Raw genomic sequence first — 22,930 nt, 5'->3', positions numbered from 1 at the left:
GTTACTTACAGCAGACCTTTACTTGTAGCGGTAGACGATCCGGCCGCGGGTCAGATCGTAGGGGCTCAGCTCGACGATCACGCGGTCCTCGGGGAGGATGCGGATGTAGTGCTGGCGCATCTTGCCGGAGATGTGGGCAAGAACCTTGTGACCGTTCGTCAGCTCGACGCGGAACATCGCGTTGGGGAGAGCTTCGATCACGGATCCTTCGATCTCGATGACACCGTCTTTTTTGGCCATAGCCTCACTGTCGCTAAAAGTAGTGGTTTGCTGGTCGTGCGTTGATCGGCGGAAGGCTCGTCTGAAACGTGCCTAAGACACCAAGGATCTATCTTATGGGAAAGGACGCGATTCCGCCAATCCGCGTGTATCATCTGCGCGCGCTCTGAGCGAACCGGCGTCGAGACGGCTCCGGCGGGTCACGCGATGGGGGTCGGAGTCACACCGAACGGCGCGAGACCCGCCGCGCCACCGTCGCGCGCGGTCAGCACCCAGATGCCGTTGGCGTGCACGGCGACGCTGTGCTCCCAGTGCGCCGCGGCCGACGAGTCCTCCGTGGCGACGGTCCAGCCGTCGTCCCTGACGTACGTCTCCTGGGAGCCCAGGACGACCATCGGCTCGATCGCGACGACCAGCCCGGGCTTGATCTCCGGGCCCTTGGCGCGCACGCGGTAGTTGAACACCGGAGGCTCCTCGTGCATCCGCCGGCCGATGCCGTGGCCGATGTAGTCGGTGAGGATTCCGTAGTCACCCTGCGACATGATGTAGTCCTCGATCGCCTCCCCCACCTCGTTGAGGTAGCGCGCGGAAGCGAGCCTGGCGATGCCGCGCCAGAGCGACTGCTCGGTCACGTCCGAGAGACGCTGCCGCTCGGCCACGGTCTCGGGATGCGCGGGATCGGGCAGAACGAAGGTGCGCGCCGCATCCCCGTTCCAGCCGTTCAGGATCGCGCCGCTATCCACCGAGAGGATGTCGCCCGGTTCGAGGATGCGCGCGCCCGGGATGCCGTGCACGACCTCGTCGTTGACCGAGGCGCAGATCGTGTGGTGGTAGCCCGGCTCCAGTTTGAAGTTGGACGCTCCCCCGGCGTCGACGATCGCACGCTCGGCGATCGCGTCCAGTTCGAGCGTCGAGACGCCCGGCGCCACGGCCGCGGCGACGCTCTCGAGGGAGGCGGCCGTCGCAAGCCCGGGCGCGACCATGTCGCGCAACTGGGCTGGCGACTTGTAGATCGACCTCTTGAAGACCACCGTCAGGCCACGGACTCGCCCGTCGAGGCACCGGCGACGGGGAGGATCCCCCGCTCGGCCAGCGCAGCGGCGATGCGCTCGGCGACCTCGTCGATCCCGCCGAGGCCGTCGACAGGGACGAGGAGACCGCGCTCACGGTACACGTCGATGAGCGGGGACGTCTCGCGCAGGTACACCTGCTGGCGGTGGCGGATCGCCTCCTCCGAGTCGTCCGCGCGGCCCTGCTCGTGGGCGCGCTTGCTGAGGCGCTCCACGATCTCGTCCTGGTCGGCGGTCAGCTGGATGACGGCGTCGAGCTTCTCGCCTTGGCCGGCCAGCAGCTCGTCGAGGTACTCGACCTGGGCGAGCGTCCGCGGGTAGCCGTCGAGCAGGAAGCCGGAGGCGGCGTCGTCTTCGCCCAGCCGGTCGGCGACCAGCTGGTTGGTGAGGCTGTCGGGCACGTAGTCGCCCGCATCCACGATGGCTTTGACCTGCTTGCCGAGCTCGGTCTCGTTCTTGATGTTGGCCCGGAAGATGTCGCCCGTGGAGATGTCGGGGATCCCGTATGCGGTGGTGATGCGGGAGGCCTGGGTGCCTTTGCCCGCTCCGGGGGGACCGACGATCAGCATTCGGGTCAACGCAGAAGCCCTTCGTAATGCCGCTGCTGGAGCTGGGAGTCGATCTGCTTGACCGTCTCCAGTCCGACACCGACGATGATCAGGATGGATGTACCGCCGAACATGAAGTTCTGGCTCGCACCGATCAGGGCGAAGGCAACCAATGGGATCAGCGCGATGATTCCGAGGTAGAACGAGCCGGGCAGCGTCACGCGGGTGAGCACGTAGTCCAGGTACTCGGCCGTCGGGCGGCCCGCGCGGATGCCGGGGATGAAGCCGCCGTACTTCTTCATGTTGTCCGCGACCTCCTCCGGGTTGAAGGTGATGGCCACGTAGAAGTACGTGAACCCCACGATCAGGAGGAAGTACAGGAGCATGTAGAGCGGGTGGTCGCCCTTGGTCAGGTAGTTGGTGATCCAGGTCACCCACGCCGCCGGGGCCTTGCCCGCGGCGGGCTGGTTGAACTGCGCGATCAGGGCGGGCAGGTACAGCAGCGACGAGGCGAAGATGACGGGCACGACGCCGGCCATGTTGACCTTGATCGGGATGTACGTGTTGTTGCCGCCGTAGGTCCGCCGGCCGACCATCCGTTTCGCGTACTGGACGGGGATGCGGCGCTGCGACTGCTCGACGAAGACGACGCCCATGACGATGAGCAGTCCGATCGCGATCACGACCAGCAGGATCTCGATGCCCTGCGACTGGCCGACCGCCCAGAGAGACGACGGGAACTGCGCTGCGATCGAGGTGAAGATCAGGAGCGACATGCCGTTGCCGATGCCGCGCTCGGTGACGAGCTCGCCCATCCACATGATGAGGCCGGTACCGGCGGTCATCGTGATGACCATCAGCATGATGGCGTACCACGAGTCGTCCGTGATGAGCTGCGTGCACTGCGAGACGGCGGTGGTGCCGAACAGCGCGCCGCTGCGGGCGACGGTGATGAGGGTGGTGGACTGCAGGACGCCCAGCGCGATGGTGAGGTAGCGCGTGTACTGCGTCAGCTTGGCCTGGCCCGCCTGGCCCTCTTTGTAGAGGGTCTCGAAGCGCGGGATGACGACGCGCAGCAGCTGCACGATGATCGACGCGGTGATGTACGGCATGATGCCGAGCGCGAAGATCGAGAGCTTGAGGAGCGCGCCGCCGGAGAACAGGTTCACCAGCGAGTAGAGGCCGGACGTGTCCTGGTTGGCGTTCAGACAGGTCTGGACGTTACCGAAGTCGACGAACGGCGCAGGGATGAAGGAGCCCAACCGGAAGAGGGCGATGATGCCCAGGGTGAAGAAGATCTTCCGGCGAAGATCCGGGGTGCGGAAGATCCGCGCAACGGCGCTAAACAAACCTGCGTCCTGCTTTCCTAAGAGTCAGTCGGGTGGCCGGTCTCCCGGCCACCCGACTCGACTGCTGTTCGGGTGGCTACTGGACGGAGCCACCAGCGGCGACGATCTTCTGCTCGGCAGAGCCGGAGACCTTGTCGACCGCAACGTTCAGCTTAACCGCAATGTCCCCGTTGCCGAGAACCTTGACCTTCTCGTTCTTGCGAACGGCGCCCTTGGCGACGAGGTCCGCGACGGTGACGTCACCGCCGGACGGGTACAGCTCGGCGAGCTTCTCCAGGTTCACGACCTGGTACTCGACCCGGAACGGGTTCTTGAAGCCGCGCAGCTTCGGCGCACGCATGTGCAGCGGAAGCTGGCCGCCCTGGAAACCGGGCCGGACCTGGTAACGCGCCTTGGTGCCCTTTGTACCGCGGCCGGCCGTCTTACCCTTCGAACCCTCACCGCGTCCGACGCGGGTCTTGTCCTTCTTGGCGCCGGCGGCGGGACGGAGGTGGTGAACCTTCAGGACCTGCTCGCGGGGCTCCGCGACGTCCTTCTTGGCCGATGCCTTGGCGGTCGGCTTTGCGGCCACCGTGTCGTCCTTCGTCGAGGCGGCGGTCTTGTCGGCGGCGGAAGCCGTCGACTTGGCCGGAGCCTTCTTCGCGGTGCTGGTCTTTGCGGCGGCCGGCTTGTCGGCGGCAGCCTTCGTGCTCGCGGCCTTGGCCGCGGGCTTCTTGGTGGCCGGCTTCTCGGCGGCCTCGGTGGTGGCCTTATCCTCAGCCATTAGTCGATCTCCTCAACCTTCACCAGGTGAGCGACGGTGTTGACGTACCCGCGGTTCTGCGGGTTGTCCTCGCGGACGACGACGTCACCGATGCGCTTCAGTCCCAGACTGCGCAGCGTGTCGCGCTGGTACTGCTTCTCGCTCACTTTCGACTTGATCTGCGTGATCTTCAGACGCGCAGCCATCAGGCACCTGCCTTCGCGGTCGCGGCGGCCTCGGCCAGCGCTGCCTCAGTGCGAAGCAGGCGCGCCGGGGCGACCTGGTCGTAGTCGAGGCCACGGCGGGCAGCCACGGCACGGGGCTCCTCGAGCTGCTTCAGCGCCTCGACGGTCGCGTGCACGATGTTGATCGTGTTCGACGAGCCGAGCGACTTGCTCAGGACGTCGTGGATGCCCGCGCACTCCAGCACGGCGCGCACCGGACCACCGGCGATAACACCGGTACCGGCGGCGGCCGGACGCAGGAGGACGACGCCGGCGGCGGCCTCACCCTGCACCGGGTGCGGGATGGTGTTGCCGACGCGCGGGACGCGGAAGAAGTTCTTCTTCGCCTCCTCGACGCCCTTCGAGATCGCCAGAGGCACCTCACGGGCCTTGCCGTAGCCGACGCCCACCAGACCGTTGCCGTCGCCGACGACCACGAGAGCAGTGAAGCTGAAGCGACGACCACCCTTCACGACCTTCGAGACGCGGTTGATGGTGACGACGCGCTCCAGGAACTGGCTCTTGTCGGCGTCGCGGCTGCCACGGTCGCGGTTGGGGTTGCGCTCGCGGCCACCGCGGCGCGGCTCGCGCTCGCTCCGGGTGTTGTTGTCGGTGCCCGCAGCGGTCTCGACCGGCTGCGTGCTGTCCGTTACCTGATCGGCCACGGTCTGCTCCTTGTTGTTTGCGTCGCTCACAGGTTCAGTCCACCCTCTCGAGCTCCCTCGGCGACAGCGGCGACGCGACCCGCGTACTTGCTGCCACCACGGTCGAACACGACCGCGTCGACACCGGCGCTCTTCGCGCGCTCGGCGACGAGCTCGCCGACCTTGCGGGCCTTGGCGGTCTTGTCACCGTCGAACGTGCGGAGGTCGGCCTCCATGGTCGACGCGGAAGCCAGCGTGCGGCCCTTCGCGTCGTCGACGACCTGCACGAAGACGTGGCGGGCCGAACGGGTGACGACCAGGCGCGGACGGACCGCGGTGCCCTCGATCTTCTTGCGAAGGCGGGTGTGACGGCGGTCGCGAGCGGCCGCCTTGCTCTTTCCTCTGGTACCCAGAGCCATGATTACTTACCAGCCTTTCCGGCCTTGCGACGAACGACCTCGCCGGCGTAGCGCACGCCCTTGCCCTTGTACGGCTCGGGCTTGCGGATCTTGCGGATGTTCGCGGCGACCTCGCCGACGGCCTGCTTGTCGATCCCGGCCACGGTGAGGCGGTTGTTGCCCTCGACCGTGAACGTGATGCCGGCCGGCGGCTCCACGGTCACCGGGTGCGAGAAGCCGAGCGCGAACTCGACGGCCGCACCCTTCTGCACGACGCGGTAACCGGTGCCGACGATCTCCAGGCCCTTGGAGTAGCCCTGGGTGACGCCGATGATCTGGTTGTTGATGAGGGTGCGGGTGAGGCCGTGCAGCGAACGCGAAGCGCGCTCGTCGTCCGGACGGGTAACCAGGACCTGGTTCTCCTCGAGCTTGACCTCGATCGGGTTCGCGACGGTGAGGCTCAGCTCACCCTTCGGACCCTTGACGGTGACGGCCTGGCCGTCGATCTTCACATCGACCCCGGTGGGGATGTCGATGGGCAGTCTTCCAATACGCGACATGGCGGATTACCACACGTAGGCGAGGACTTCCCCACCCACGCCCTTCTTCTCAGCCTGACGGTCCGTGAGCAGACCGGAGGAGGTGGACAGGATGGCGATGCCGAGGCCGCCGAGCACCGTGGGGAGCTCCGTGGACTTCGCGTAGACGCGGAGGCCGGGCTTCGACACGCGCTTGATACCGGCGATGGAGCGCTCGCGGTCCGGACCGAACTTGAGGTTCAGGGTCAGGGTCTTGCCGACGCGGGCGTCGGTCACCTCCCAGCCGGAGATGTAGCCCTCGTTGGTGAGGATCTCGGCGATGTGGGCCTTGAGCTTCGAGTGCGGCATCGACACGGTGTCGTGGTGAGCCGAGTTCGCGTTGCGCAGTCTGGTCAGCATGTCTGCGACCGGATCTGTCATGGTCATTTCGGTGTTTCCTTTGGTCACCAGGTTTCGTTCAGCCGTTACACGACTGACGACCTGTGGTGGAAGCGGGCCGGCCAGGGCGGCCGGCCCGCAGGTGGGCCTAGTTGGCAGCGTCGCTCGAACGGAACGGGAAGCCGAGCTGCTTGAGCAGCGCGCGGCCCTCGTCGTCGTTCTTGGCAGTGGTCACCACAGTGATGTCCATGCCGCGGACGCGGTCGATGCGGTCCTGGTTGATCTCGTGGAACATCGACTGCTCCGTGAGACCGAACGTGTAGTTGCCGTTCCCGTCGAACTGCTTGTCGCTGAGGCCGCGGAAGTCGCGGATACGCGGAAGCGCGAGGGTGAGCAGGCGGTCGAGGAACTCCCACATGCGGTCGCCGCGCAGCGTGACGTGCGCGCCGATCGGCTGGCCCTCGCGCAGCTTGAACTGCGCGATGGACTTGCGGGCCTTGGTGACCTGAGGCTTCTGGCCGGTGATCAGGGTGAGGTCGTTGACCGCACCGTCGATCACCTTGCCGTCACGAGCCGCCTCGCCGACACCCATGTTGACGACGATCTTCACCAGACCGGGCACCTGGTGCACGTTGGTGAAGCCGAAGTCCCCCTGGAGCTGCTTGGAGATCTCGTTCTTGTACTTCTGCTTCAGGCGCGGCTGGATTTTGCCAGCAGCGGTTGCAGTGTCGGTCATTACAGGTCCTTACCAGACTTCTTGGCGTAGCGAACGCGGACCGTCTTGGTGACGCCGTCCTTCGTGACGCTCTCTTCGCGGAAGCCGACGCGGGTCGGCTTCTTGCTCTCGGGGTCGACCAGCGCCACGTTCGAGACGTGGATCGGGGCCTCGTGGGTCTCGATGCCGCCGGTCTTCGTGCCACGCTGCGTCTGGCCGACGCGCACGTGCTTGGTCACGAAGTTGACGCCCTCGACGATGACGCGGTTCTGCTCGACGAGAACCTCGATGACGCGACCCTGCTTGCCACGGTCACCACCGCGGGCCTGCGAGCGGCCCGAGATGACCTGGACCAGGTCGCCCTTCTTGATGTTCGCCATGGGTTACAGCACCTCCGGTGCGAGCGAGATGATCTTCATGAACTTCTTGTCGCGGAGCTCGCGGCCGACCGGTCCGAAGATGCGCGTGCCGCGGGGGTCACCGTCGTTCTTCAGGATGACAGCGGCGTTCTCGTCGAACTTGATGTAGGAGCCGTCCGGGCGGCGGGTGTTCTTGCGAACACGCACGACGACCGCCTTGACGACGTCGCCCTTCTTGACGTTCCCACCCGGGATCGCGTCCTTGACCGTGGCGACGATGACGTCGCCGAGGCCGGCGTAGCGACGGCTCGAGCCGCCGAGCACGCGGATCGCGAGGAGTTCCTTGGCGCCGGTGTTGTCGGCGACCTTGAGTCGGGATTCCTGCTGGATCACTTGGCCTTCTCCAGAATCTCAACCAGGCGCCAGCGCTTGCTGGCGCTCAGGGGACGGGTCTCGTTGATGAGAACGAGGTCGCCGATGCCGGCGGTGTTGTTCTCGTCGTGCGCCTTCACCTTGGAGGTGCGGCGGATGACCTTGCCGTACAGGGGGTGCTTCACGCGGTCCTCGACCTCGACGACGATGGTCTTGTCCATCTTGTCGCTGACGACGTAACCGCGGCGGGCCTTGCGGTACCCGCGGACGAGGGCCTCGCCGGCCGCCGACTCCGCGGCCGCGGCCTTGGTGGTCTCAGCCATTACTTGGCCTCCTCATTCGTGGTGTCGACCTCGGCCTCGGCGGCCGGGGCCGCCTTCTTGGCACGGGTCTTCTTCTTCTCGGCCGGCGCGGCCTCGGCCGGGGCCGGGGTCGCCCGGATCCCGAGCTCGCGCTCGCGGATCACGGTGTAGATACGAGCGATGTCACGCTTCACGGCGCGCAGGCGGCCGTGGCTCTCGAGCTGGCCGGTGGCCGACTGGAAGCGCAGGTTGAACAGCTCTTCCTTGGCCTTCTTCAGCTCGTCGACGAGACGCTCGTCTTCGAAAGTGTCGAGCTCGCTCGAGGCAAGCTCCTTGGATCCGATCGCCATTACGCGTCGCCCTCCTCGCGCTTGATGATGCGTGCCTTGAGGGGCAGCTTGTGGATTGCACGGGTCATGGCCTCGCGAGCGAGCTGCTCGGAGACTCCGGAGACCTCGAAGAGGACGCGACCCGGCTTGACGTTGGCGACCCACCACTCCGGCGAACCCTTACCGGAACCCATTCGGGTCTCGGCCGGCTTCTTCGTGAGCGGACGGTCGGGGTAGATGTTGATCCACACCTTGCCGCCGCGCTTGATGTGACGCGTCATGGCGATACGAGCGGACTCGATCTGACGGTTGGTCACGTAAGCGGGCGTCAGGGCCTGGATGCCGAACTCGCCGAAGGAGACCTTCGTGCCGCCGGTCGCCTGGCCGCTACGGCCAGGGTGGTGCTGCTTGCGGTGCTTGACTCTGCGTGGGATCAACATGGTTATGCCTCAACTCCTGCTGCGGCCGGCGCGGCCGTGGTCTCGGGGGCGTTGCCCCGGCCACCGCGACGCGGACGGTCGTTGCGCTCGCGCGACGGCTTGACGTTCGCCTGCTCGCGAGCCAGTTCCTTGTTCGTGATATCGCCCTTGTAGATCCACACCTTCACACCGATGCGACCGAAGGTGGTCTTGGCCTCGTAGAAGCCGTAGTCGATGTTGGCGCGGAGCGTGTGCAGCGGCACACGACCCTCGCGGTAGAACTCGGAGCGGCTCATCTCGGCGCCGCCGAGACGGCCGGACACCTGGATGCGGACACCCTTGGCACCGGCACGCTGCGCGCCCTGCAGGCCCTTGCGCATCGCGCGGCGGAAGGCCACACGGGCGGAGAGCTGCTCGGCGATGCCCTGCGCGACGAGCTGGGCGTCGGCCTCGGGGTTCTTCACCTCGAGGATGTTCAGCTGGATCTGCTTGCCGGTGAGCTTCTCGAGGTCGGCGCGGATGCGCTCGGCCTCGGCGCCACGACGACCGATCACGATGCCCGGGCGGGCGGTGTGGATGTCGACGCGGACGCGGTCACGGGTGCGCTCGATCTCGATGCGCGAGACACCCGCGCGGTCGAGCGAGGTCTGCAGCAGGCGGCGGATCTTGACGTCCTCGGCGAGGTAGTCGCTGTACTTCTGACCCGGCTTGGTGCTGTCCGAGAACCAGCGCGACACGTGGTCGGTGGTGATGCCCAGACGGAAGCCGTAGGGATTGACTTTCTGGCCCATTACTTGCTCGCCTTCTTCACGGTGCTGGCCTTCTTCGCTGGCTGAGCGTCCACGACCTCATCCGGCGTCGCGAGGACGATCGTGATGTGGCTGGTGCGCTTGTTGATCCGGAAGGCCCGGCCCTGTGCACGCGGCTGGAACCGCTTGAGGGTGGTCCCCTCGTCCACGAAGGCGCGGCTCACGTACAGGTCCTGCTCGTCCAGGTAGGTGTTGCTCTGGTCGGCCTTGACCCGCGCGTTGGCGATGGCCGAGGCGACGAGCTTGTAGACAGGCTCGCTCGCGCTCTGAGGCGCGAACTTCAGGATGGCCAGGGCCTCCTGGGCCTGCTTGCCGCGGATCAGGTTGACGACGCGGCGGGCCTTCATGGGGGTGACGCGGATGTGTCGCACGCGGGCGATCGACTCCACCATTTCTCTCCTCCTTTTCGCCTCCGCGTTAGCGGCGGCGACCCTTCTTGTCGTCCTTCACGTGACCGCGGAAGGTACGGGTCGGCGCGAACTCGCCGAGCTTGTGGCCGACCATGGTCTCGGTGACGAACACCGGGATGTGCTTGCGACCGTCGTGCACCGCGATGGTGTGACCCAGCATGGCCGGGACGATCATCGAGCGGCGCGACCAGGTCTTGATCACGTTCTTGCTGTTGGCCTCGTTCGCGGCGACCACCTTGCGAAACAGGTGCTCGTCGACGAAGGGGCCCTTCTTGAGACTGCGTGGCATCTTCTCGAACTCCTACTTGCGCTTCTTGCCGGCGTTACGGCGGCGGACGATGAGCTTGTCGCTTTCCTTGTTGGGGTGGCGCGTACGGCCTTCCTTCTGACCCCACGGGCTGACCGGGTGGCGACCACCGGAGGTCTTGCCCTCACCACCACCGTGCGGGTGGTCGATCGGGTTCATCGCGACACCGCGGACGGTCGGGCGGACGCCCTTCCACCGCATACGGCCGGCCTTGCCCCAGTTGATGTTCGACTGCTCGGCGTTGCCGACCTCGCCGATCGTCGCGCGGCAGCGCGCGTCGACGTTGCGGACCTCGCCCGAGGGGAGGCGCAGTTGGGCGTAGGGGCCGTCCTTCGCGACGAGGCGCACCGACGAACCGGCCGAACGGGCGATCTTGGCGCCACCGCCCGGCTTCAGCTCGATCGCGTGCACGACGGTACCGGTCGGGATGTTGCGCAGCGGAAGGTTGTTGCCCGGCTTGATGTCCGCGCCGGCACCCGACTCCACGACGTCGCCCTGCTTGAGGCCGGCCGGCGCGAGGATGTAGCGCTTGGTGCCGTCCACGAAGTGGAGCAGCGCGATGCGAGCGGTGCGGTTGGGGTCGTACTCGATGTGAGCGACCTTGGCGTTGACGCCGTCCTTGTCGTTGCGACGGAAGTCGATCACACGGTACTGGCGCTTGTGGCCACCACCGATGTGACGGGTCGTGATACGGCCCTGGTTGTTGCGGCCACCGGTCTTCGACAGCGGACGGAGAAGGGACTTCTCCGGCGTCGAGCGGGTGATCTCGGCGAAGTCGGCGACCGAGGAGCCGCGACGACCGGGGGTCGTGGGCTTGTAGTTACGAATAGCCATGTCTGTCTTCCTCTAGTCCTTCGCTCAGCCGACGGCCGTGAAGATGTCGATGGAACCGGACTTCAGCGTGACGATGGCGCGCTTGGTGTCCTTGCGCTTGCCGATGCCGAAGCGGGTGCGGCGGGTCTTGCCCTGACGGTTCAGGGTGTTCACCGAAGCGACCTCGACCTTGAAGATCGACTCGATCGCGAGCTTGATCTCGGTCTTGTTCGAGCGGGGGTCGACGACGAAGGTGTACTTGCCCTCGTCGATCAGGCCGTAGCTCTTCTCGGAGACCACCGGGGCGATGATGATGTCGCGCGGGTTCTTGTTGACGGCCATTACGCATCCACCTCTTCCTTGTTGCTCGCAGTGTTCGTCTTGGAGGCGATGAAGCCCTCGAGCGCGGCCTGCGAGAAGACGATGTCGTCGCTCACCAGGACGTCGTAGGCGTTCAGCTGGTCGTAGGTCAGCACGTGCACCGAGGGGACGTTGCGGACGCTCTTGAAGGCCAGCTCGTCGTCGCGCTCCAGCACGACGAGGACGTGCTTCGAGGTCGCGATGCCGCTCAGCAGGTCGACGACGGCCTTGGTCGAGGGCGCGTCACCGGCGGTGAAGGCCTGGACGGCGTGGAGACGGGCGCCGCGAGCGCGGTCCGAGAGAGCGCCGAGCAGAGCAGCGGCGATCATCTTCTTCGGGGTGCGCTGCGCGTAGCTGCGCGGCGTCGGGCCGTGGACGATGCCACCACCGGTCATCTGCGGGGCGCGGATGGAACCCTGGCGGGCGCGACCGGTGCCCTTCTGCTTGAACGGCTTGCGGCCGGCGCCGGAGACCTCGCCGCGACCCTTGGTCTTGTGCGTGCCCTGGCGTGCTGCGGCGAGCTGCGCCGTGACGACCTGGTGGATCAGCGGGATGTTGGTCTGAACGTCGAACAGGGCCTCGGGAAGCTCGATGGAGCCGGCCTTCTTGCCCTTGAGGTCGACGACGTCAATCGAGGTAGCCATCTGCTTAGGCCCCCTTCACTGCGTTGCGGACGAAAACGATGCGGCCACGAGCGCCGGGAACGGCGCCCTTGACCAGCAGCAGGCCCTTCTCGGCGTCGATGCCCTGCACCTTGAGGTTCAGGACGGTGACGCGCTCGCCACCCATGCGACCGGCCATGCGCATGCCCTTGAAGACACGGCTCGGGGTCGAGGAGGCGCCGATGGAGCCCGGCTTGCGGTGGTTGCGGTGCGCACCGTGCGAAGCGGAGACACCCTGGAAGTTGTGGCGCTTCATGACACCGGCGAAGCCCTTGCCCTTCGAGGTGCCCACGACGTCGACCAGCTGGCCGATCTCGAAGGTGCCGTCGACGGTGAGCTCCTGGCCGGCCGCGTACTCGGCGGCGTCGGCGGTGCGGACCTCGGTGAGGTGACGGCGCGGGGTGACGCCCGCCTTGTCGAAGTGGCCGGCGGAGGGCTTGTTGACCTTGCGCGGGTCGATCTGGCCGTAGGCGATCTGGACGGCGTTGTAGCCGTCGGCCTCGGGGGTGCGGACCTGGGTCACGACGTTCGGCGTGATCTCGATGACCGTGACGGGGATGAGCTTGTTGTTCTCGTCCCAGACCTGGGTCATGCCGAGCTTCTTGCCGAGGAGACCCTTGGAGGTCTTGGTGTCGTGCGCTGCGCTGTTGGAGTTAGGCATGGTGACACTCCCCCTTAGAGCTTGATCTCGATGTTGACGTCGGCGGGCAGGTCGAGACGCATGAGCGAGTCGACGGCCTTCGGCGTCGGGTCGATGATGTCGATCAGCCTCTTGTGCGTGCGCATCTCGAAGTGCTCGCGGCTGTCCTTGTACTTGTGGGGCGAACGGATGACGACCACCACGTTCTTCTCGGTGGGAAGGGGCACCGGGCCGACGACGGTCGCGCCTGCACGGGTCACCGTGTCGACGATCTTGCGCGCCGAGGTGTCGATGACCTCGTGGTCATACGACTTAAGCCGAATGCGGATCTTCTGTCCCGCCATGTCTGACTCTCTCTCTTGTTATGGCGTCGTACGAGACGGCTCTCTCGAGTCGTTCTTCGCATTGGACGCGGTGCGACGTACGCGTGGGGAACGCCACTATTCTTCTGTCAACTCACCCGAGCCGGCCGGTTCGTGGCACAGGGGTAACCCCTGGCCTCTACGGTGGTCTGATTGAGCGTGTCCTGCTGCCTGCGGCCTAACCATCGATCGCTTCTGCGACGGGTTATGCACTGCCTGGCAGTGATCCGGTCGGCGGGCGCACCTGCGCACACGTTCCGAAATGTTGAACTAGACAAGTTTGCCAGATCGCGGCCAATGCTGCAACCCGGGCGTGTCGCGTCGGCGTGGCGCACCCGCACGCGGCGACTGCCGCGTCCCGTAACGTCGGCGCGTGCGCGACGGGCGGCAGACGTTACGAAACGGCGCAGTCGTCCCAGCGGCTACGCGGGTCGGCGGGCAGGCCGGCGTCGGAGAGGAGGCGGGCCAGGGCGCCGGCCTCGCGGGCGGTGCTCCAGCGCCAGCGCACGACGGTCCAGCCGAGGGCGCGGAGGCGGTCCTCGCGGATCTTCTCGTCGAGCACCACCCGCTCGGCGGACCGGCCGCCCCGCAGGGAGGCGTCGAGGTACTTCGCGTCGCCGTCGGCCTCGCCGATCAGGCGGAACTCCGGCCAGGCGAAGTCGACGTAGCCGATCCGGCCACGCCGGTCGTCGAACTGCTCCTGCAAGAGCGGACGCGGGAGCCCGGCCTCGTGCATCGCCACACGGCTGATCGACTCGAGCGGGGACTCGGCGCGTCCATCCGCGAACCCGATCACCTCCAGTGCCCGGCGATGTCCGCGCAACGGCTGCGCACGCATCCATGCGTCCAGGAGAGCCTCACGGCGAGCCTCGCCGCTCACGAGGTCGCGGGCGTCCGCGCCGGCGAGCACGCGGTCCGCGACGGCGACGGCCTCGGCGCGCGACGAGGTTGCTACGATGTCGACGACGGTGCACTCGAGGCCGGTGCACCGCATCCCGTGCACATCGACGATGTCGTCCTCCGGCACATCGACGGAGTGAACCCGTACATCCCGGGCCGATCGCCCGCCGCTCGTCCGGCCGACGGCGATGTGGATGAAGTCGGCGCGATCTCCGGCGAACGGCAGGTCGTGCAGTGCCGCCGCGGACCAGTGCGAGAACACCGGCGGAGTCGCGCGAGTCCGGGCGAACGCGCTCGCACGCACGAGGTGCCGTTCGCGCGGACCGAGGCCGTCCCACTCGGAGCGGTCGACGTAGGCGCCCCGGCCCACCCGGATCTCGTCGCCCCGGTGAGCGGCCCGCGCGTGCCGCTGCCGCGTCTCCCCGTGACCGTGGAGGTGGCGGACGAGCACTGTGGGCGGAAGCCGGAGCAGCGGAGTGTCGGAGGAGCGCATCCCTCCGGTCTACCGGCGATGACGCACCGGGCGAGGACATTCCGCGGATCTGTGGAGGCCGGTGGCCCCGCCGCGGCCTGTGGACAGTGGCGTCTGCTGCGATTCGTAACGTCTGCGGCGGCGCGACGGGGCGCAGACGTTACGAAACGCAGCAGTCGCGGTGCCGGCCGGACATAAGGGAGCGGGGCCGGCTCTGCCGACCCCGCTCGAGTGGCGCCTCGCGCCGCCACTCAGCTGATGTGTCCACGACCGCTATGCGGCCCCCGAACTTCCGTTGCGAGAACCTGTCAGCGACGTGGGCTGGTTTGCGAGGCTGTGGGTATCCATAGGCACTCCTCTCATCGACGGAACCGTTCGGTTGATACGGTGCGTCAATTCTGCGACGGAGTGGCCTCCGGGTAAAGCCCCGGTGAACACGAAAGAGGGCCGGGCCCGAAGGCCCGACCCTCTCACAAGCGAGGTCGCGAGGACTTACTTGTTGATCTTCGTGACGGTACCGGCGCCCACGGTGCGGCCACCCTCACGGATGGCGAAGCCGAGGCCCTCCTCCATGGCGATCGGCTGGATCAGCTCGACCGACATGTCGGTGGTGTCGCCGGGCATGACCATCTCGGTGCCCTCGGGCAGCGAGATGACGCCGGTGACGTCGGTGGTGCGGAAGTAGAACTGCGGACGGTAGTTCGTGTAGAAGGGGTTGTGACGGCCACCCTCGTCCTTGGACAGGATGTAGGCGGTGCCCTCGAAGTTGGTGTGAGGGGTCACAGAACCCGGCTTCGCGACGACCTGGCCGCGCTCCACGTCCTCGCGCTTGGTGCCGCGGAGGAGCAGACCACAGTTCTCGCCGGCCCACGCCTCGTCGAGCTGCTTGTGGAACATCTCGATACCGGTGACCGTGGTCTTCTGCGTCGGGCGGATGCCGACGATCTCGACCTCGGAGTTGATGGCGAGGGTGCCGCGCTCGGCGCGACCGGTGACGACCGTGCCACGACCGGTGATCGTGAAGACGTCCTCGATCGGCATCAGGAACGGCTTGTCCTTGTCGCGCACCGGGTCCGGGATGGACTCGTCGACGGCCTCCATGAGGTCGAGGATGGACTGGGTCCACTTCTCGTCGCCCTCGAGAGCCTTCAGGCCCGAGACGCGGACGACCGGGGCGTTGTCGCCGTCGAAGTCCTGGCTGGAGAGCAGCTCGCGGACCTCGAGCTCGACGAGCTCCAGGATCTCCTCGTCGTCGACCATGTCGGACTTGTTCAGCGCGACGAGCAGGTACGGCACGCCGACCTGCTTGGCGAGCAGAACGTGCTCACGGGTCTGAGCCATCGGACCGTCGGTGGCGGCGACCACGAGGATCGCGCCGTCCATCTGAGCGGCACCGGTGATCATGTTCTTGATGTAGTCGGCGTGACCCGGGGCGTCAACGTGCGCGTAGTGGCGCTTCGGCGTCTCGTACTCGACGTGCGAGATGTTGATCGTGATACCACGCTGACGCTCTTCCGGAGCCGAGTCGATCGACGCGAAGTCGCGCTGAACGTTGGTCGCCGACGGGTACTTGTCAGCAAGCACCTTGGAGATCGCCGCGGTGAGCGTCGTCTTGCCGTGGTCGACGTGACCGATGGTTCCGATGTTGACGTGCGGCTTAGTCCGCTCGAACTTGGCCTTAGCCACTGTGGGTCCTCCTCAGGACTCTCGTGCAGGTCCCCCGGTCGACGGATTTCGACCGGTGGGATCTGCGGATTGGTTTCTTATGTTACGGGATGTTGCCTGGGGTGAGCGACCGAGGTCACTCGCCCTTGCTCTTCTGGACGATCTCGTCGGCCACAGCCTTCGGGACCTCCGCGTAGCTGTCGAACTGCATCGAGTACACCGCGCGGCCCGAGGTCTTCGACCGCAGGTCGCCGATGTATCCGAACATCTCGGACAGCGGAACGTTGGCACGCACCACCTTGACACCGCTGGCGTCCTCCATGGACTGGATCTGCCCACGACGGGAGTTCAGGTCGCCGATCACGTCGCCCATGTACTCCTCCGGCGTACGCACCTCGACCGCCATGAGCGGCTCGAGGAGCACCGGGTTCGCCTTCCGAGCGGCCTCCTTGTAGGCCATCGAACCGGCGATCTTGAACGCCATCTCCGAGGAGTCGACGTCGTGCGAGGCACCGTCGACGAGCGTCGCCTTGACGCCCACCGTCGGGAAGCCGGCGAGAACGCCGACCTGCATCGCGTCCTGGATGCCCGCATCCACCGAGGGGATGTACTCGCGCGGCACGCGACCGCCGGTGACGGCGTTCACGAACTCGTACGAGGTCTCCGGGGTGACCTCGAGCGGCTCCAGGGTGATCTGCACCTTTGCGAACTGACCGGAACCACCGGTCTGCTTCTTGTGGGTGTAGTCGTACTTCTCCACCGTGCGGCGGATGGTCTCGCGGTAGGCCACCTGGGGCTTTCCGACGTTCGCCTCGACGTTGAACTCGCGCTTCATGCGGTCGACGAGGATGTCGAGGTGGAGCTCGCCCATGCCCTTGATGACGGTCTGGCCGGTCTCCTGGTTCTGCTCGGTGCGGAACGTCGGGTCCTCTTCGGCCAGCTTCTGGATCGCGGTGCCCAGCTTCTCCTGGTCGGCCTTGGTCTTCGGCTCGATGGCGACCTCGATCACCGGCTCCGGGAAGGTCATCGACTCGAGCACGACCTGGTTGTCCGGGTCGCTCAGCGTGTCACCGGTGGTGGTGTCCTTGAGGCCGATCACCGCGTAGATGTTGCCGGCGGTGACGAAGTCGACCGGGTTCTCCTTGTTGGCGTGCATCTGGAAAATCTTGCCGATGCGCTCCTTCTTGCCCTTGGTCGAGTTGACGACCTGGGCGCCGGAGTCGATGCGGCCCGAGTACACGCGGACGTAGGTCAGACGACCGAAGAACGGGTGCACGGCGACCTTGAAGGCCAGCGCGGAGAAGGGCTCGGTCGCGTCGGCGTGACGCATGATGACCTGCTCCTCGTCGCGCGGGTTGTGCGCCTCGATGGCGGGCACGTCGAGCGGCGACGGGAGGTAGTCGATCACGGCGTCGAGCATCGGCTGGACGCCGCGGTTCTTGAACGCCGAACCGCAGAGGACCGGGTAGATCTCGTTGTTGACGGTGAGCTTGCGGATCGCGGCCTTGATCTCGGGGACCGTGATCTCCTCGCCGCCGAAGAACTTCTCGAGCAGCACGTCGTCGCTCTCGGCGACGGTCTCGATCAGCTTGGCGCGGTACTCCTCGGCCTTGGCCTGGAGGTCGGCGGGGATGTCCTGGACCTCGTACTTGGCGCCCATGGTCACATCGCCCTTGGCGTCGCCCGGCCACACCAGCGCGCGCATCTCGATCAGGTCGACGACGCCGACGAAGTCGGACTCGGAACCGATCGGGAGCTGCATCACCAGCGGCTTGGCGCCGAGGCGGGAGATGATGGTGTCGACCGTGAAGTAGAAGTCGGCGCCCAGCTTGTCCATCTTGTTGACGAAGCAGATGCGCGGGACGTTGTACTTGTCGGCCTGGCGCCACACGGTCTCCGACTGGGGCTCGACGCCCTCCTTCGCGTCGAAGACGGCGACCGCGCCGTCGAGCACGCGGAGCGAGCGCTCCACCTCGACGGTGAAGTCCACGTGTCCGGGCGTGTCGATGATGTTGATCTGGTTCTTGTTCCAGAAGCAGGTCACGGCCGCGGACGTGATGGTGATGCCGCGCTCCTTCTCCTGCTCCATCCAGTCGGTGGTCGAGGCGCCGTCGTGCGTCTCGCCGATCTTGTGGTTGACGCCCGTGTAGAACAGGATGCGCTCGGTCGTGGTGGTCTTGCCGGCATCGATGTGGGCCATGATGCCGATGTTGCGGACCTTGTTCAGGTCGGTGAGCACGTCCTGTGCCACAGGGTTCCTCCGAAAAGTTGAAAGTGGAAGGTGTGCCATCCGGGCGCGGCACTCTTCAGTGCAACGCCCGGACGGCCAGATTTATTACCAGCGGTAGTGGGCGAAGGCCTTGTTCGACTCGGCCATCTTGTGCGTGTCCTCGCGGCGCTTCACGGCGGCGCCGAGGCCGTTCGAGGCGTCGAGGATCTCGTTGGTGAGACGCTCGGTCATGGTCTTCTCGCGACGGCCCTTGGCGTAGCTGGTGAGCCAGCGGAGCGCGAGGGTGTTGGCGCGGTGCGGCTTGACCTCGACCGGCACCTGGTAGGTCGAGCCACCGACGCGGCGGGAGCGGACCTCGAGGGTCGGACGGATGTTGTCGAGCGCCTTCTTGAGCGTGGTGACCGCATCCTGGCCGGACTTGGTGGCGACGCCCTCGAGCGCGTCGTAGACGATGCGCTCGGCGAGGCCCTTCTTGCCGTCGAGGAGGATCTTGTTGACGAGCTGGCTGACGACCGGGGACCCGTAGACCGGGTCGGCGACGACGGGGCGCTTCGGAGCGGGACCCTTGCGAGGCATTACTTCTTCTCCATCTTCGCGCCGTAACGGCTGCGAGCCTGCTTGCGGTTCTTCACGGCCTGGGTGTCCAGGGCGCCGCGGACGATCTTGTAGCGGACGCCGGGAAGGTCCTTCACACGGCCGCCACGGACGAGCACCATGGAGTGCTCCTGCAGGTTGTGGCCCTCACCGGGGATGTAAGCGGTGACCTCGGTCCCGTTCGACAGCTTCACACGGGCGACCTTGCGGAGCGCCGAGTTCGGCTTCTTGGGGGTGGTGGTGTAGACACGGGTGCACACGCCGCGCTGCTGGGGGTTGGCCTTCAGGGCGGGGGCCTTGGTCTTGGTGACCTTCGGCGTCCGTCCCTTACGGACCAACTGCTGAATGGTTGGCACTGAACTTCTCCTTATATGGACTGCACGGTGACAGTTGTCGCTTTTTTCCGCACCCCGAACCGCCCGCGCCGCGGGTCGTTCGGAAGTGGGAGTATCGGCCCCGATCGAAAAGGTTCCGGGTCGATATGCCGTGGGGGCCGGGATTCCGTGCGGTCTCCCTGCCCATCGGATGAGTACGTGCCAGCCCGCTCTCCCCGCGCCCGAAAGAGGGCATGGAGCAAGCGCGCAGCAGAGCGCACACCCGATAAATACTATCCGGCGGGTCCCCCACGGTCAAATGAGCGAGGGGTGCTAAAGGCCTTGTCCGCGCAGGGCGAAAGGGCCGCCGAACCGGTCGGAGTTCCCGCCGGGCCGCGGCGCGCGCATTCAGAACGGCGGCTTCACGCTCGTGCGGGTCCCGCGGGTGGATGCGTCCCTTCCGGTGCGGGTGTGTGTCTGACGGCTCTCTTCGCTTCGCCTACGCGTCCTCGTCGCGCTCCCAGGGCCAGCGGGGGCGACCGCGCTGGCGGAACCGGCCGACGAGCACCAGCTGGTAGAGCAACGTCACCGCGAACGCCGCCGCTCCGGCCGTGATCGACGGCCAGCGGATCAGCTGTGAGAGGGCGAACAGGACGTAGTGCAGCGGGTCACCCGGGTCGCCGAAAGCGCCGGCGATTCCGCCCGCCGCGATGAACACCGCGTAGCAGGCGACGCCGACGCCGAGGGCGACACCCGGGGACACGCGCTGCCGTTCGGCGGGAACGCGGGTGCCGAGCACGATCAGGAACACGAGCAGCATGACAGCCGCCGCGATCACCATCGTGGGGCCGACCAGCGGGCCCACCTGCGGATCGCCGATGACGTCCGTGTCCGTGGCGAGCGAGATCAGCCCGAACGCCGCGACGAGGAGCGCGAGGTAGAGTCCTGCCGCGAAGAACGCGACGACGGTGGCGTAGGCGCGCTCGTCACGCATCCGTCACCTCCGGGTCAGTACCCCTGCTGCGCGTAGGCCGCCGCCGCCTGGTTCTGGGCGTCGGCCACCTGCTGCTCGTAGTCGGCCTGCGCCTCCGCGTTCCGTGCCTTCAGCTTGCGGCCCCGACCGGCCAGCCAGGCGCCCGTCCAGATGGAGATCTCGCGGGCGATCACACCGGCGAGGACGGCGAACGGGTTCACCCAGGCGCTGCGCATCAGGATGGCGAACTCGTTGGAGGTGCGCGTCCAGTACTGCGCGTCGACCAGCCCGGCCCCGATGTAGACGAGGTAGACGAAGACGGCGACGAACAGGCCGCCGAGGATGTACGCCCACCAGCGCGCGCGGTTCAGGATCTGGATGAGCACGACCATCCCGATGAAGAACGCGACCACCGGCGCCCACCCGCGGATACCGCCGGTGAAGAACTGGACCAGCGCAGGCACGAACTCGTCGCTCGGGGTGAGCAGCGAGCCGACGATGAGCACGGCCGCCGCCCACAGCACGGCGAACGCGACAGTGCCGACCAGCGCGATCAGGATGCCGACACCGCGGTTGCTCTTCTTCTTCGGCGGCTCGGGACGCTGCAGGTAGATCGGGGCGACGGGCTGCGCGCCGGCGCCCACCGGCGCGGCGGCCGTGGCGGCCGTTCCGGCGGCGGCGGTCGCGACCCCGGCCCCGTCGCCGTTCGGCGTTGCGGCGGGGTACGCCGTGGTCGGGGCGTCCTGCGCCTGGCGCAGGTTCGCCGCCTCGGCGGCGGCGATGACCGGGGTGGCCGACTCGGCGGGCGACGCGGTGTCGACGGTGGCGTCGCCGGCGGCGGTCGCACCCGGCTGGGCGCTGTTGCGGGCGACGGCGGCGGCGACGTCGTCGTCGGTGGAGACGACGGGGTCCGGTTCGGAGATCGCGGGGCGCGCGGGCTCGGCGGATGGTGCTGCGGCGGGGGCGCTCGCGTCCGCGGCCTCCTCCTCGTCCGGGCGGTTGATGTGGCCGCGGGCGGAGACCGGGTTCGACGGCGGCTCCACCACCTGCGGGTCGGTGTCCTGCGGTTGCGCTGCGGCCGACTCGGCCGGGGCGGTCGCGGGAGCGACCTGGTCGGCGTCGGGCGCGGGCTCGTAGGTCGCGCGTTTGGGCGCGGACTCCGGCGTGTCGCTCATCCTGGCTCCTCCATCGGCCCGGCGGGCCCGTTGCGCCCCACTGTAGCAACGGGGCGGCGGGTGTCCAGGGAGGCGGGACCGGGGGCGCTACTTCTGGCTGGGAGCGGTGGCCGTGGTCGACGGGGTGACGACGAAGATCAGACCGGTGATCGTCGCGCTCTTCATCCCCTCCGCGGCCGGCGCGCTCGTCGAGCTGGTCCCACCGGAGTTGGAGGAGGTCGTGATCCCGTCCACGAGGAACAGCCGCTTGCCGTGCTGAAGACCGTCCACGAAGGCGAGCGTCTGCGCATAGGTGCCCTTGACCGTCAGGGTGACCGCCAGGGACGAGAAGTTCGCCGCGGTGATCTTCGGGCTCGTCACCGGCGGCATCCCAGGGGCCGGCGTCGCGTTCGCGGTCGGCGTCGGAACCGGTGTTGCTGTCGGGGCCGGCGTGGCCGTCGCTGTCGGTGCGGGGGTCGCCGCGCCGCCGGCCGGGGCCGGAGCGGACACGGGCGCGTACGGCTTCGCATCCGCGACGGTGATTCCTGCGACGGTGACTCCCGCCGTCGCACCGATGGCGTCGACCTCGTCGACGAAGGCATCGGCAGCGGCATCGCTCGGTACGGACTGCGAGAGCTCAGCGAGCTGCCCGTTCAGCTCGCCCAGGTCGGCGTAGTCCTTCTTGAGCTTCGCGAGCGTCGCCTCCTGGGTCGCATTCAACGACTGCACGTCGAGGCGCTGCAGGCTCGCGGAGGCGGCGTTCGCCAGCTGGGGCGAGATCCCCAGGAACCAGCCGAGCGCCAGGACGATAGCCATGACGAGTACTGAGCCGATGATCCACATCTTGTTCTTGTCCATGGTCACTTCCCCCGGTTCTTCGCCGAGAAGCGGTTGGAGAACGCCTTCTCGTCGACATGCATGGTGATCGTCACGGTGTAGGAGCCGCTCTGATCGAGATTCACCGAATCGGGGAGGGCATCCGCGTACCCCGGCAGCGTCTTCAGAGCGATCAGCCAGGAGGGGACCTCCGGAAGGGACGGGCTCTGCGCGGTGAAGACGATGGTCGCGACGCGAGGTCCCTGCAGCGATGCGGTCGACTGGGGATAGAGCTCGATCGGGGTCGACGAGTCGACAGCCACCCCGGTGATGGCGACGTTCGGCGGGAGCGTGGCCTGCACCTTCTGGAGGTAGGGAGTCCAGGCGATCTCCGTCGAACCTCCCACCTCCTGGGCGGTCTTGATGAGGTCGAGCTGCTGCTGGACGGCGCGCACCTTGACGTATTGCAGCTGCTGTTTGAGCAGCTGCTGGGTTTTTGCCTGCTCCGAAGCGAGGTCACGCTGTGCCGAAGCCGCCAGCGCACCGACGCCAAGGATGCCGAGCACCGTCAGGGCGATGACCGCGACGACCCCGAGGAGGAGGCGACTGCGGATCGCCGCAGCCTTGCGGTCCGCGAGGACCTCAGGCGGGAGCAGATGCACGCGTGGCTCCGCACCGACCACGACGCCGTCCCGCCGGTTGGATCCGCCTGAACGAGGCGTCCCTCCCGCCGTGCCCGCCACCTTCCGGCGGCCGCCGCGGCCGGGCTTCGCAACCTCCGCGCCGCTCGTTGAATCCTCGGGACCTGAGCCCTTCGATGCGCGTCGGCCCGTGTCCTTGCG

The 22,930-nt window shown here is 67.2% G+C and carries 33 protein-coding genes; all 33 read right to left on the bottom strand.

What is annotated here, in order from left to right; translation table 11 throughout:
* Window positions 1-18 precede the first annotated feature (18 nt).
* The 33 genes from infA to ACR9Y5_RS04765 all read right to left on the bottom strand — a co-directional run bounded on the left by infA (window position 19) and on the right by ACR9Y5_RS04765 (window position 22,750).
* Window positions 19-240, bottom strand: coding sequence for a translation initiation factor IF-1 (gene infA, locus ACR9Y5_RS04925; RefSeq protein WP_011186713.1), 222 nt, complete (start codon window positions 238-240; stop codon window positions 19-21).
* 179 nt (window positions 241-419) lie between these two features.
* Window positions 420-1,250 (bottom strand): type I methionyl aminopeptidase, encoded by an 831-nt coding sequence (gene map, locus ACR9Y5_RS04920; protein ID WP_481296912.1) that lies wholly within the window; start codon window positions 1,248-1,250, stop codon window positions 420-422.
* A 2-nt stretch (window positions 1,251-1,252) separates the two neighbouring features.
* Window positions 1,253-1,867 carry an adenylate kinase gene (locus tag ACR9Y5_RS04915; RefSeq protein ID WP_481296911.1) on the bottom strand — a complete coding sequence of 205 codons (615 nt, stop codon included), beginning with the start codon at window positions 1,865-1,867 and terminating at the stop codon, window positions 1,253-1,255.
* Window positions 1,864-3,186 (bottom strand): preprotein translocase subunit SecY, encoded by a 1,323-nt coding sequence (secY, locus tag ACR9Y5_RS04910; protein ID WP_481296910.1) that lies wholly within the window; start codon window positions 3,184-3,186, stop codon window positions 1,864-1,866. Before secY ends, ACR9Y5_RS04915 begins: the two co-directional genes overlap by 4 nt.
* A 76-nt stretch (window positions 3,187-3,262) precedes the next feature.
* Window positions 3,263-3,949: a 50S ribosomal protein L15 gene (gene rplO / locus ACR9Y5_RS04905; RefSeq protein ID WP_481296909.1), complete on the bottom strand. Its 687-nt coding sequence runs from the start codon at window positions 3,947-3,949 to the stop codon at window positions 3,263-3,265.
* The gene (gene rpmD, locus ACR9Y5_RS04900) at window positions 3,949-4,134 is read right to left on the bottom strand and encodes a 50S ribosomal protein L30 (protein ID WP_018191951.1); all 186 of its coding nucleotides are present in this window, start codon (window positions 4,132-4,134) and stop codon (window positions 3,949-3,951) included. Before rpmD ends, rplO begins: the two co-directional genes overlap by 1 nt.
* Window positions 4,134-4,847 carry a 30S ribosomal protein S5 gene (gene rpsE / locus ACR9Y5_RS04895; RefSeq protein WP_310130943.1) on the bottom strand — a complete coding sequence of 238 codons (714 nt, stop codon included), beginning with the start codon at window positions 4,845-4,847 and terminating at the stop codon, window positions 4,134-4,136. The genes rpmD and rpsE overlap by 1 nt, the downstream gene beginning before the upstream one ends.
* Window positions 4,844-5,215 (bottom strand): 50S ribosomal protein L18, encoded by a 372-nt coding sequence (gene rplR / locus ACR9Y5_RS04890; RefSeq protein WP_481296908.1) that lies wholly within the window; start codon window positions 5,213-5,215, stop codon window positions 4,844-4,846. Before rplR ends, rpsE begins: the two co-directional genes overlap by 4 nt.
* Window positions 5,216-5,217: 2 nt before the next feature.
* Complete coding sequence (gene rplF, locus ACR9Y5_RS04885; protein ID WP_410782601.1) at window positions 5,218-5,754, bottom strand: 50S ribosomal protein L6; 537 nt, start codon at window positions 5,752-5,754, stop codon at window positions 5,218-5,220.
* 6 nt (window positions 5,755-5,760) lie between these two features.
* Window positions 5,761-6,159: a 30S ribosomal protein S8 gene (gene rpsH / locus ACR9Y5_RS04880; protein WP_310130950.1), complete on the bottom strand. Its 399-nt coding sequence runs from the start codon at window positions 6,157-6,159 to the stop codon at window positions 5,761-5,763.
* A gap of 100 nt (window positions 6,160-6,259) precedes the next feature.
* Window positions 6,260-6,847 carry a 50S ribosomal protein L5 gene (rplE, locus tag ACR9Y5_RS04875; protein ID WP_481296907.1) on the bottom strand — a complete coding sequence of 196 codons (588 nt, stop codon included), beginning with the start codon at window positions 6,845-6,847 and terminating at the stop codon, window positions 6,260-6,262.
* Complete coding sequence (gene rplX, locus ACR9Y5_RS04870) at window positions 6,847-7,206, bottom strand: 50S ribosomal protein L24 (RefSeq protein ID WP_090035914.1); 360 nt, start codon at window positions 7,204-7,206, stop codon at window positions 6,847-6,849. The genes rplE and rplX overlap by 1 nt, the downstream gene beginning before the upstream one ends.
* 3 nt (window positions 7,207-7,209) lie before the next feature.
* Window positions 7,210-7,578: a 50S ribosomal protein L14 gene (gene rplN / locus ACR9Y5_RS04865; RefSeq protein WP_018191958.1), complete on the bottom strand. Its 369-nt coding sequence runs from the start codon at window positions 7,576-7,578 to the stop codon at window positions 7,210-7,212.
* Window positions 7,575-7,880 carry a 30S ribosomal protein S17 gene (gene rpsQ, locus ACR9Y5_RS04860; protein WP_310130954.1) on the bottom strand — a complete coding sequence of 102 codons (306 nt, stop codon included), beginning with the start codon at window positions 7,878-7,880 and terminating at the stop codon, window positions 7,575-7,577. Before rpsQ ends, rplN begins: the two co-directional genes overlap by 4 nt.
* Window positions 7,880-8,209, bottom strand: coding sequence for a 50S ribosomal protein L29 (rpmC, locus tag ACR9Y5_RS04855; protein WP_089908569.1), 330 nt, complete (start codon window positions 8,207-8,209; stop codon window positions 7,880-7,882). Before rpmC ends, rpsQ begins: the two co-directional genes overlap by 1 nt.
* Window positions 8,209-8,628, bottom strand: a complete 420-nt coding sequence (rplP, locus tag ACR9Y5_RS04850; RefSeq protein ID WP_018191961.1) for a 50S ribosomal protein L16 — start codon at window positions 8,626-8,628, stop codon at window positions 8,209-8,211. The genes rpmC and rplP overlap by 1 nt, the downstream gene beginning before the upstream one ends.
* A gap of 2 nt (window positions 8,629-8,630) precedes the next feature.
* Entirely contained in the window at window positions 8,631-9,398 is a 768-nt protein-coding gene (gene rpsC / locus ACR9Y5_RS04845; protein ID WP_310130955.1) for a 30S ribosomal protein S3, read from the bottom strand.
* Window positions 9,398-9,808, bottom strand: coding sequence for a 50S ribosomal protein L22 (rplV, locus tag ACR9Y5_RS04840; RefSeq protein WP_310130956.1), 411 nt, complete (start codon window positions 9,806-9,808; stop codon window positions 9,398-9,400). Before rplV ends, rpsC begins: the two co-directional genes overlap by 1 nt.
* Window positions 9,809-9,833: 25 nt before the next feature.
* Window positions 9,834-10,115, bottom strand: a complete 282-nt coding sequence (gene rpsS, locus ACR9Y5_RS04835) for a 30S ribosomal protein S19 (protein ID WP_018191964.1) — start codon at window positions 10,113-10,115, stop codon at window positions 9,834-9,836.
* Between the two features lie 12 nt (window positions 10,116-10,127).
* A complete protein-coding gene (rplB, locus tag ACR9Y5_RS04830; protein ID WP_481296906.1) occupies window positions 10,128-10,967 on the bottom strand; it encodes a 50S ribosomal protein L2 in 840 nt (279 codons plus the stop codon).
* 24 nt (window positions 10,968-10,991) lie between these two features.
* Entirely contained in the window at window positions 10,992-11,288 is a 297-nt protein-coding gene (gene rplW / locus ACR9Y5_RS04825; RefSeq protein ID WP_481296905.1) for a 50S ribosomal protein L23, read from the bottom strand.
* Window positions 11,288-11,950: a 50S ribosomal protein L4 gene (rplD, locus tag ACR9Y5_RS04820; RefSeq protein ID WP_481296904.1), complete on the bottom strand. Its 663-nt coding sequence runs from the start codon at window positions 11,948-11,950 to the stop codon at window positions 11,288-11,290. Before rplD ends, rplW begins: the two co-directional genes overlap by 1 nt.
* A 4-nt stretch (window positions 11,951-11,954) precedes the next feature.
* A complete protein-coding gene (rplC, locus tag ACR9Y5_RS04815) occupies window positions 11,955-12,629 on the bottom strand; it encodes a 50S ribosomal protein L3 (RefSeq protein ID WP_310130963.1) in 675 nt (224 codons plus the stop codon).
* Between the two features lie 14 nt (window positions 12,630-12,643).
* Window positions 12,644-12,952, bottom strand: coding sequence for a 30S ribosomal protein S10 (gene rpsJ, locus ACR9Y5_RS04810; protein ID WP_018191969.1), 309 nt, complete (start codon window positions 12,950-12,952; stop codon window positions 12,644-12,646).
* Window positions 12,953-13,364: 412 nt separating this feature from the next.
* On the bottom strand, window positions 13,365-14,363 hold the full coding sequence (locus ACR9Y5_RS04805; protein WP_481296903.1) for a hypothetical protein: 999 nt from the start codon (window positions 14,361-14,363) through the stop codon (window positions 13,365-13,367).
* Between the two features lie 471 nt (window positions 14,364-14,834).
* Window positions 14,835-16,028 (bottom strand): elongation factor Tu, encoded by a 1,194-nt coding sequence (gene tuf / locus ACR9Y5_RS04800; protein WP_310130967.1) that lies wholly within the window; start codon window positions 16,026-16,028, stop codon window positions 14,835-14,837.
* 115 nt (window positions 16,029-16,143) lie between these two features.
* Complete coding sequence (gene fusA / locus ACR9Y5_RS04795; protein WP_481296902.1) at window positions 16,144-18,258, bottom strand: elongation factor G; 2,115 nt, start codon at window positions 18,256-18,258, stop codon at window positions 16,144-16,146.
* Between the two features lie 84 nt (window positions 18,259-18,342).
* Window positions 18,343-18,813 carry a 30S ribosomal protein S7 gene (gene rpsG / locus ACR9Y5_RS04790; protein ID WP_089908555.1) on the bottom strand — a complete coding sequence of 157 codons (471 nt, stop codon included), beginning with the start codon at window positions 18,811-18,813 and terminating at the stop codon, window positions 18,343-18,345.
* A complete protein-coding gene (gene rpsL / locus ACR9Y5_RS04785) occupies window positions 18,813-19,187 on the bottom strand; it encodes a 30S ribosomal protein S12 (protein WP_011186743.1) in 375 nt (124 codons plus the stop codon). The genes rpsG and rpsL overlap by 1 nt, the downstream gene beginning before the upstream one ends.
* Window positions 19,188-19,644: 457 nt before the next feature.
* The gene (locus ACR9Y5_RS04780; protein ID WP_481296901.1) at window positions 19,645-20,139 is read right to left on the bottom strand and encodes a DUF6121 family protein; all 495 of its coding nucleotides are present in this window, start codon (window positions 20,137-20,139) and stop codon (window positions 19,645-19,647) included.
* 14 nt (window positions 20,140-20,153) lie between these two features.
* Window positions 20,154-21,293, bottom strand: a complete 1,140-nt coding sequence (locus tag ACR9Y5_RS04775) for a hypothetical protein (protein WP_481296900.1) — start codon at window positions 21,291-21,293, stop codon at window positions 20,154-20,156.
* Window positions 21,294-21,380: 87 nt separating this feature from the next.
* Window positions 21,381-22,130 carry a hypothetical protein gene (locus tag ACR9Y5_RS04770; protein ID WP_481296899.1) on the bottom strand — a complete coding sequence of 250 codons (750 nt, stop codon included), beginning with the start codon at window positions 22,128-22,130 and terminating at the stop codon, window positions 21,381-21,383.
* Window positions 22,131-22,132: 2 nt separating this feature from the next.
* The gene (locus tag ACR9Y5_RS04765) at window positions 22,133-22,750 is read right to left on the bottom strand and encodes a hypothetical protein (RefSeq protein WP_481296898.1); all 618 of its coding nucleotides are present in this window, start codon (window positions 22,748-22,750) and stop codon (window positions 22,133-22,135) included.
* Window positions 22,751-22,930: the final 180 nt, after the last annotated feature.

The organism is Leifsonia sp. KNZ13-11D, assembly GCF_056754895.1.
This window is presented reverse-complemented; position numbering and strand designations above follow the sequence as displayed.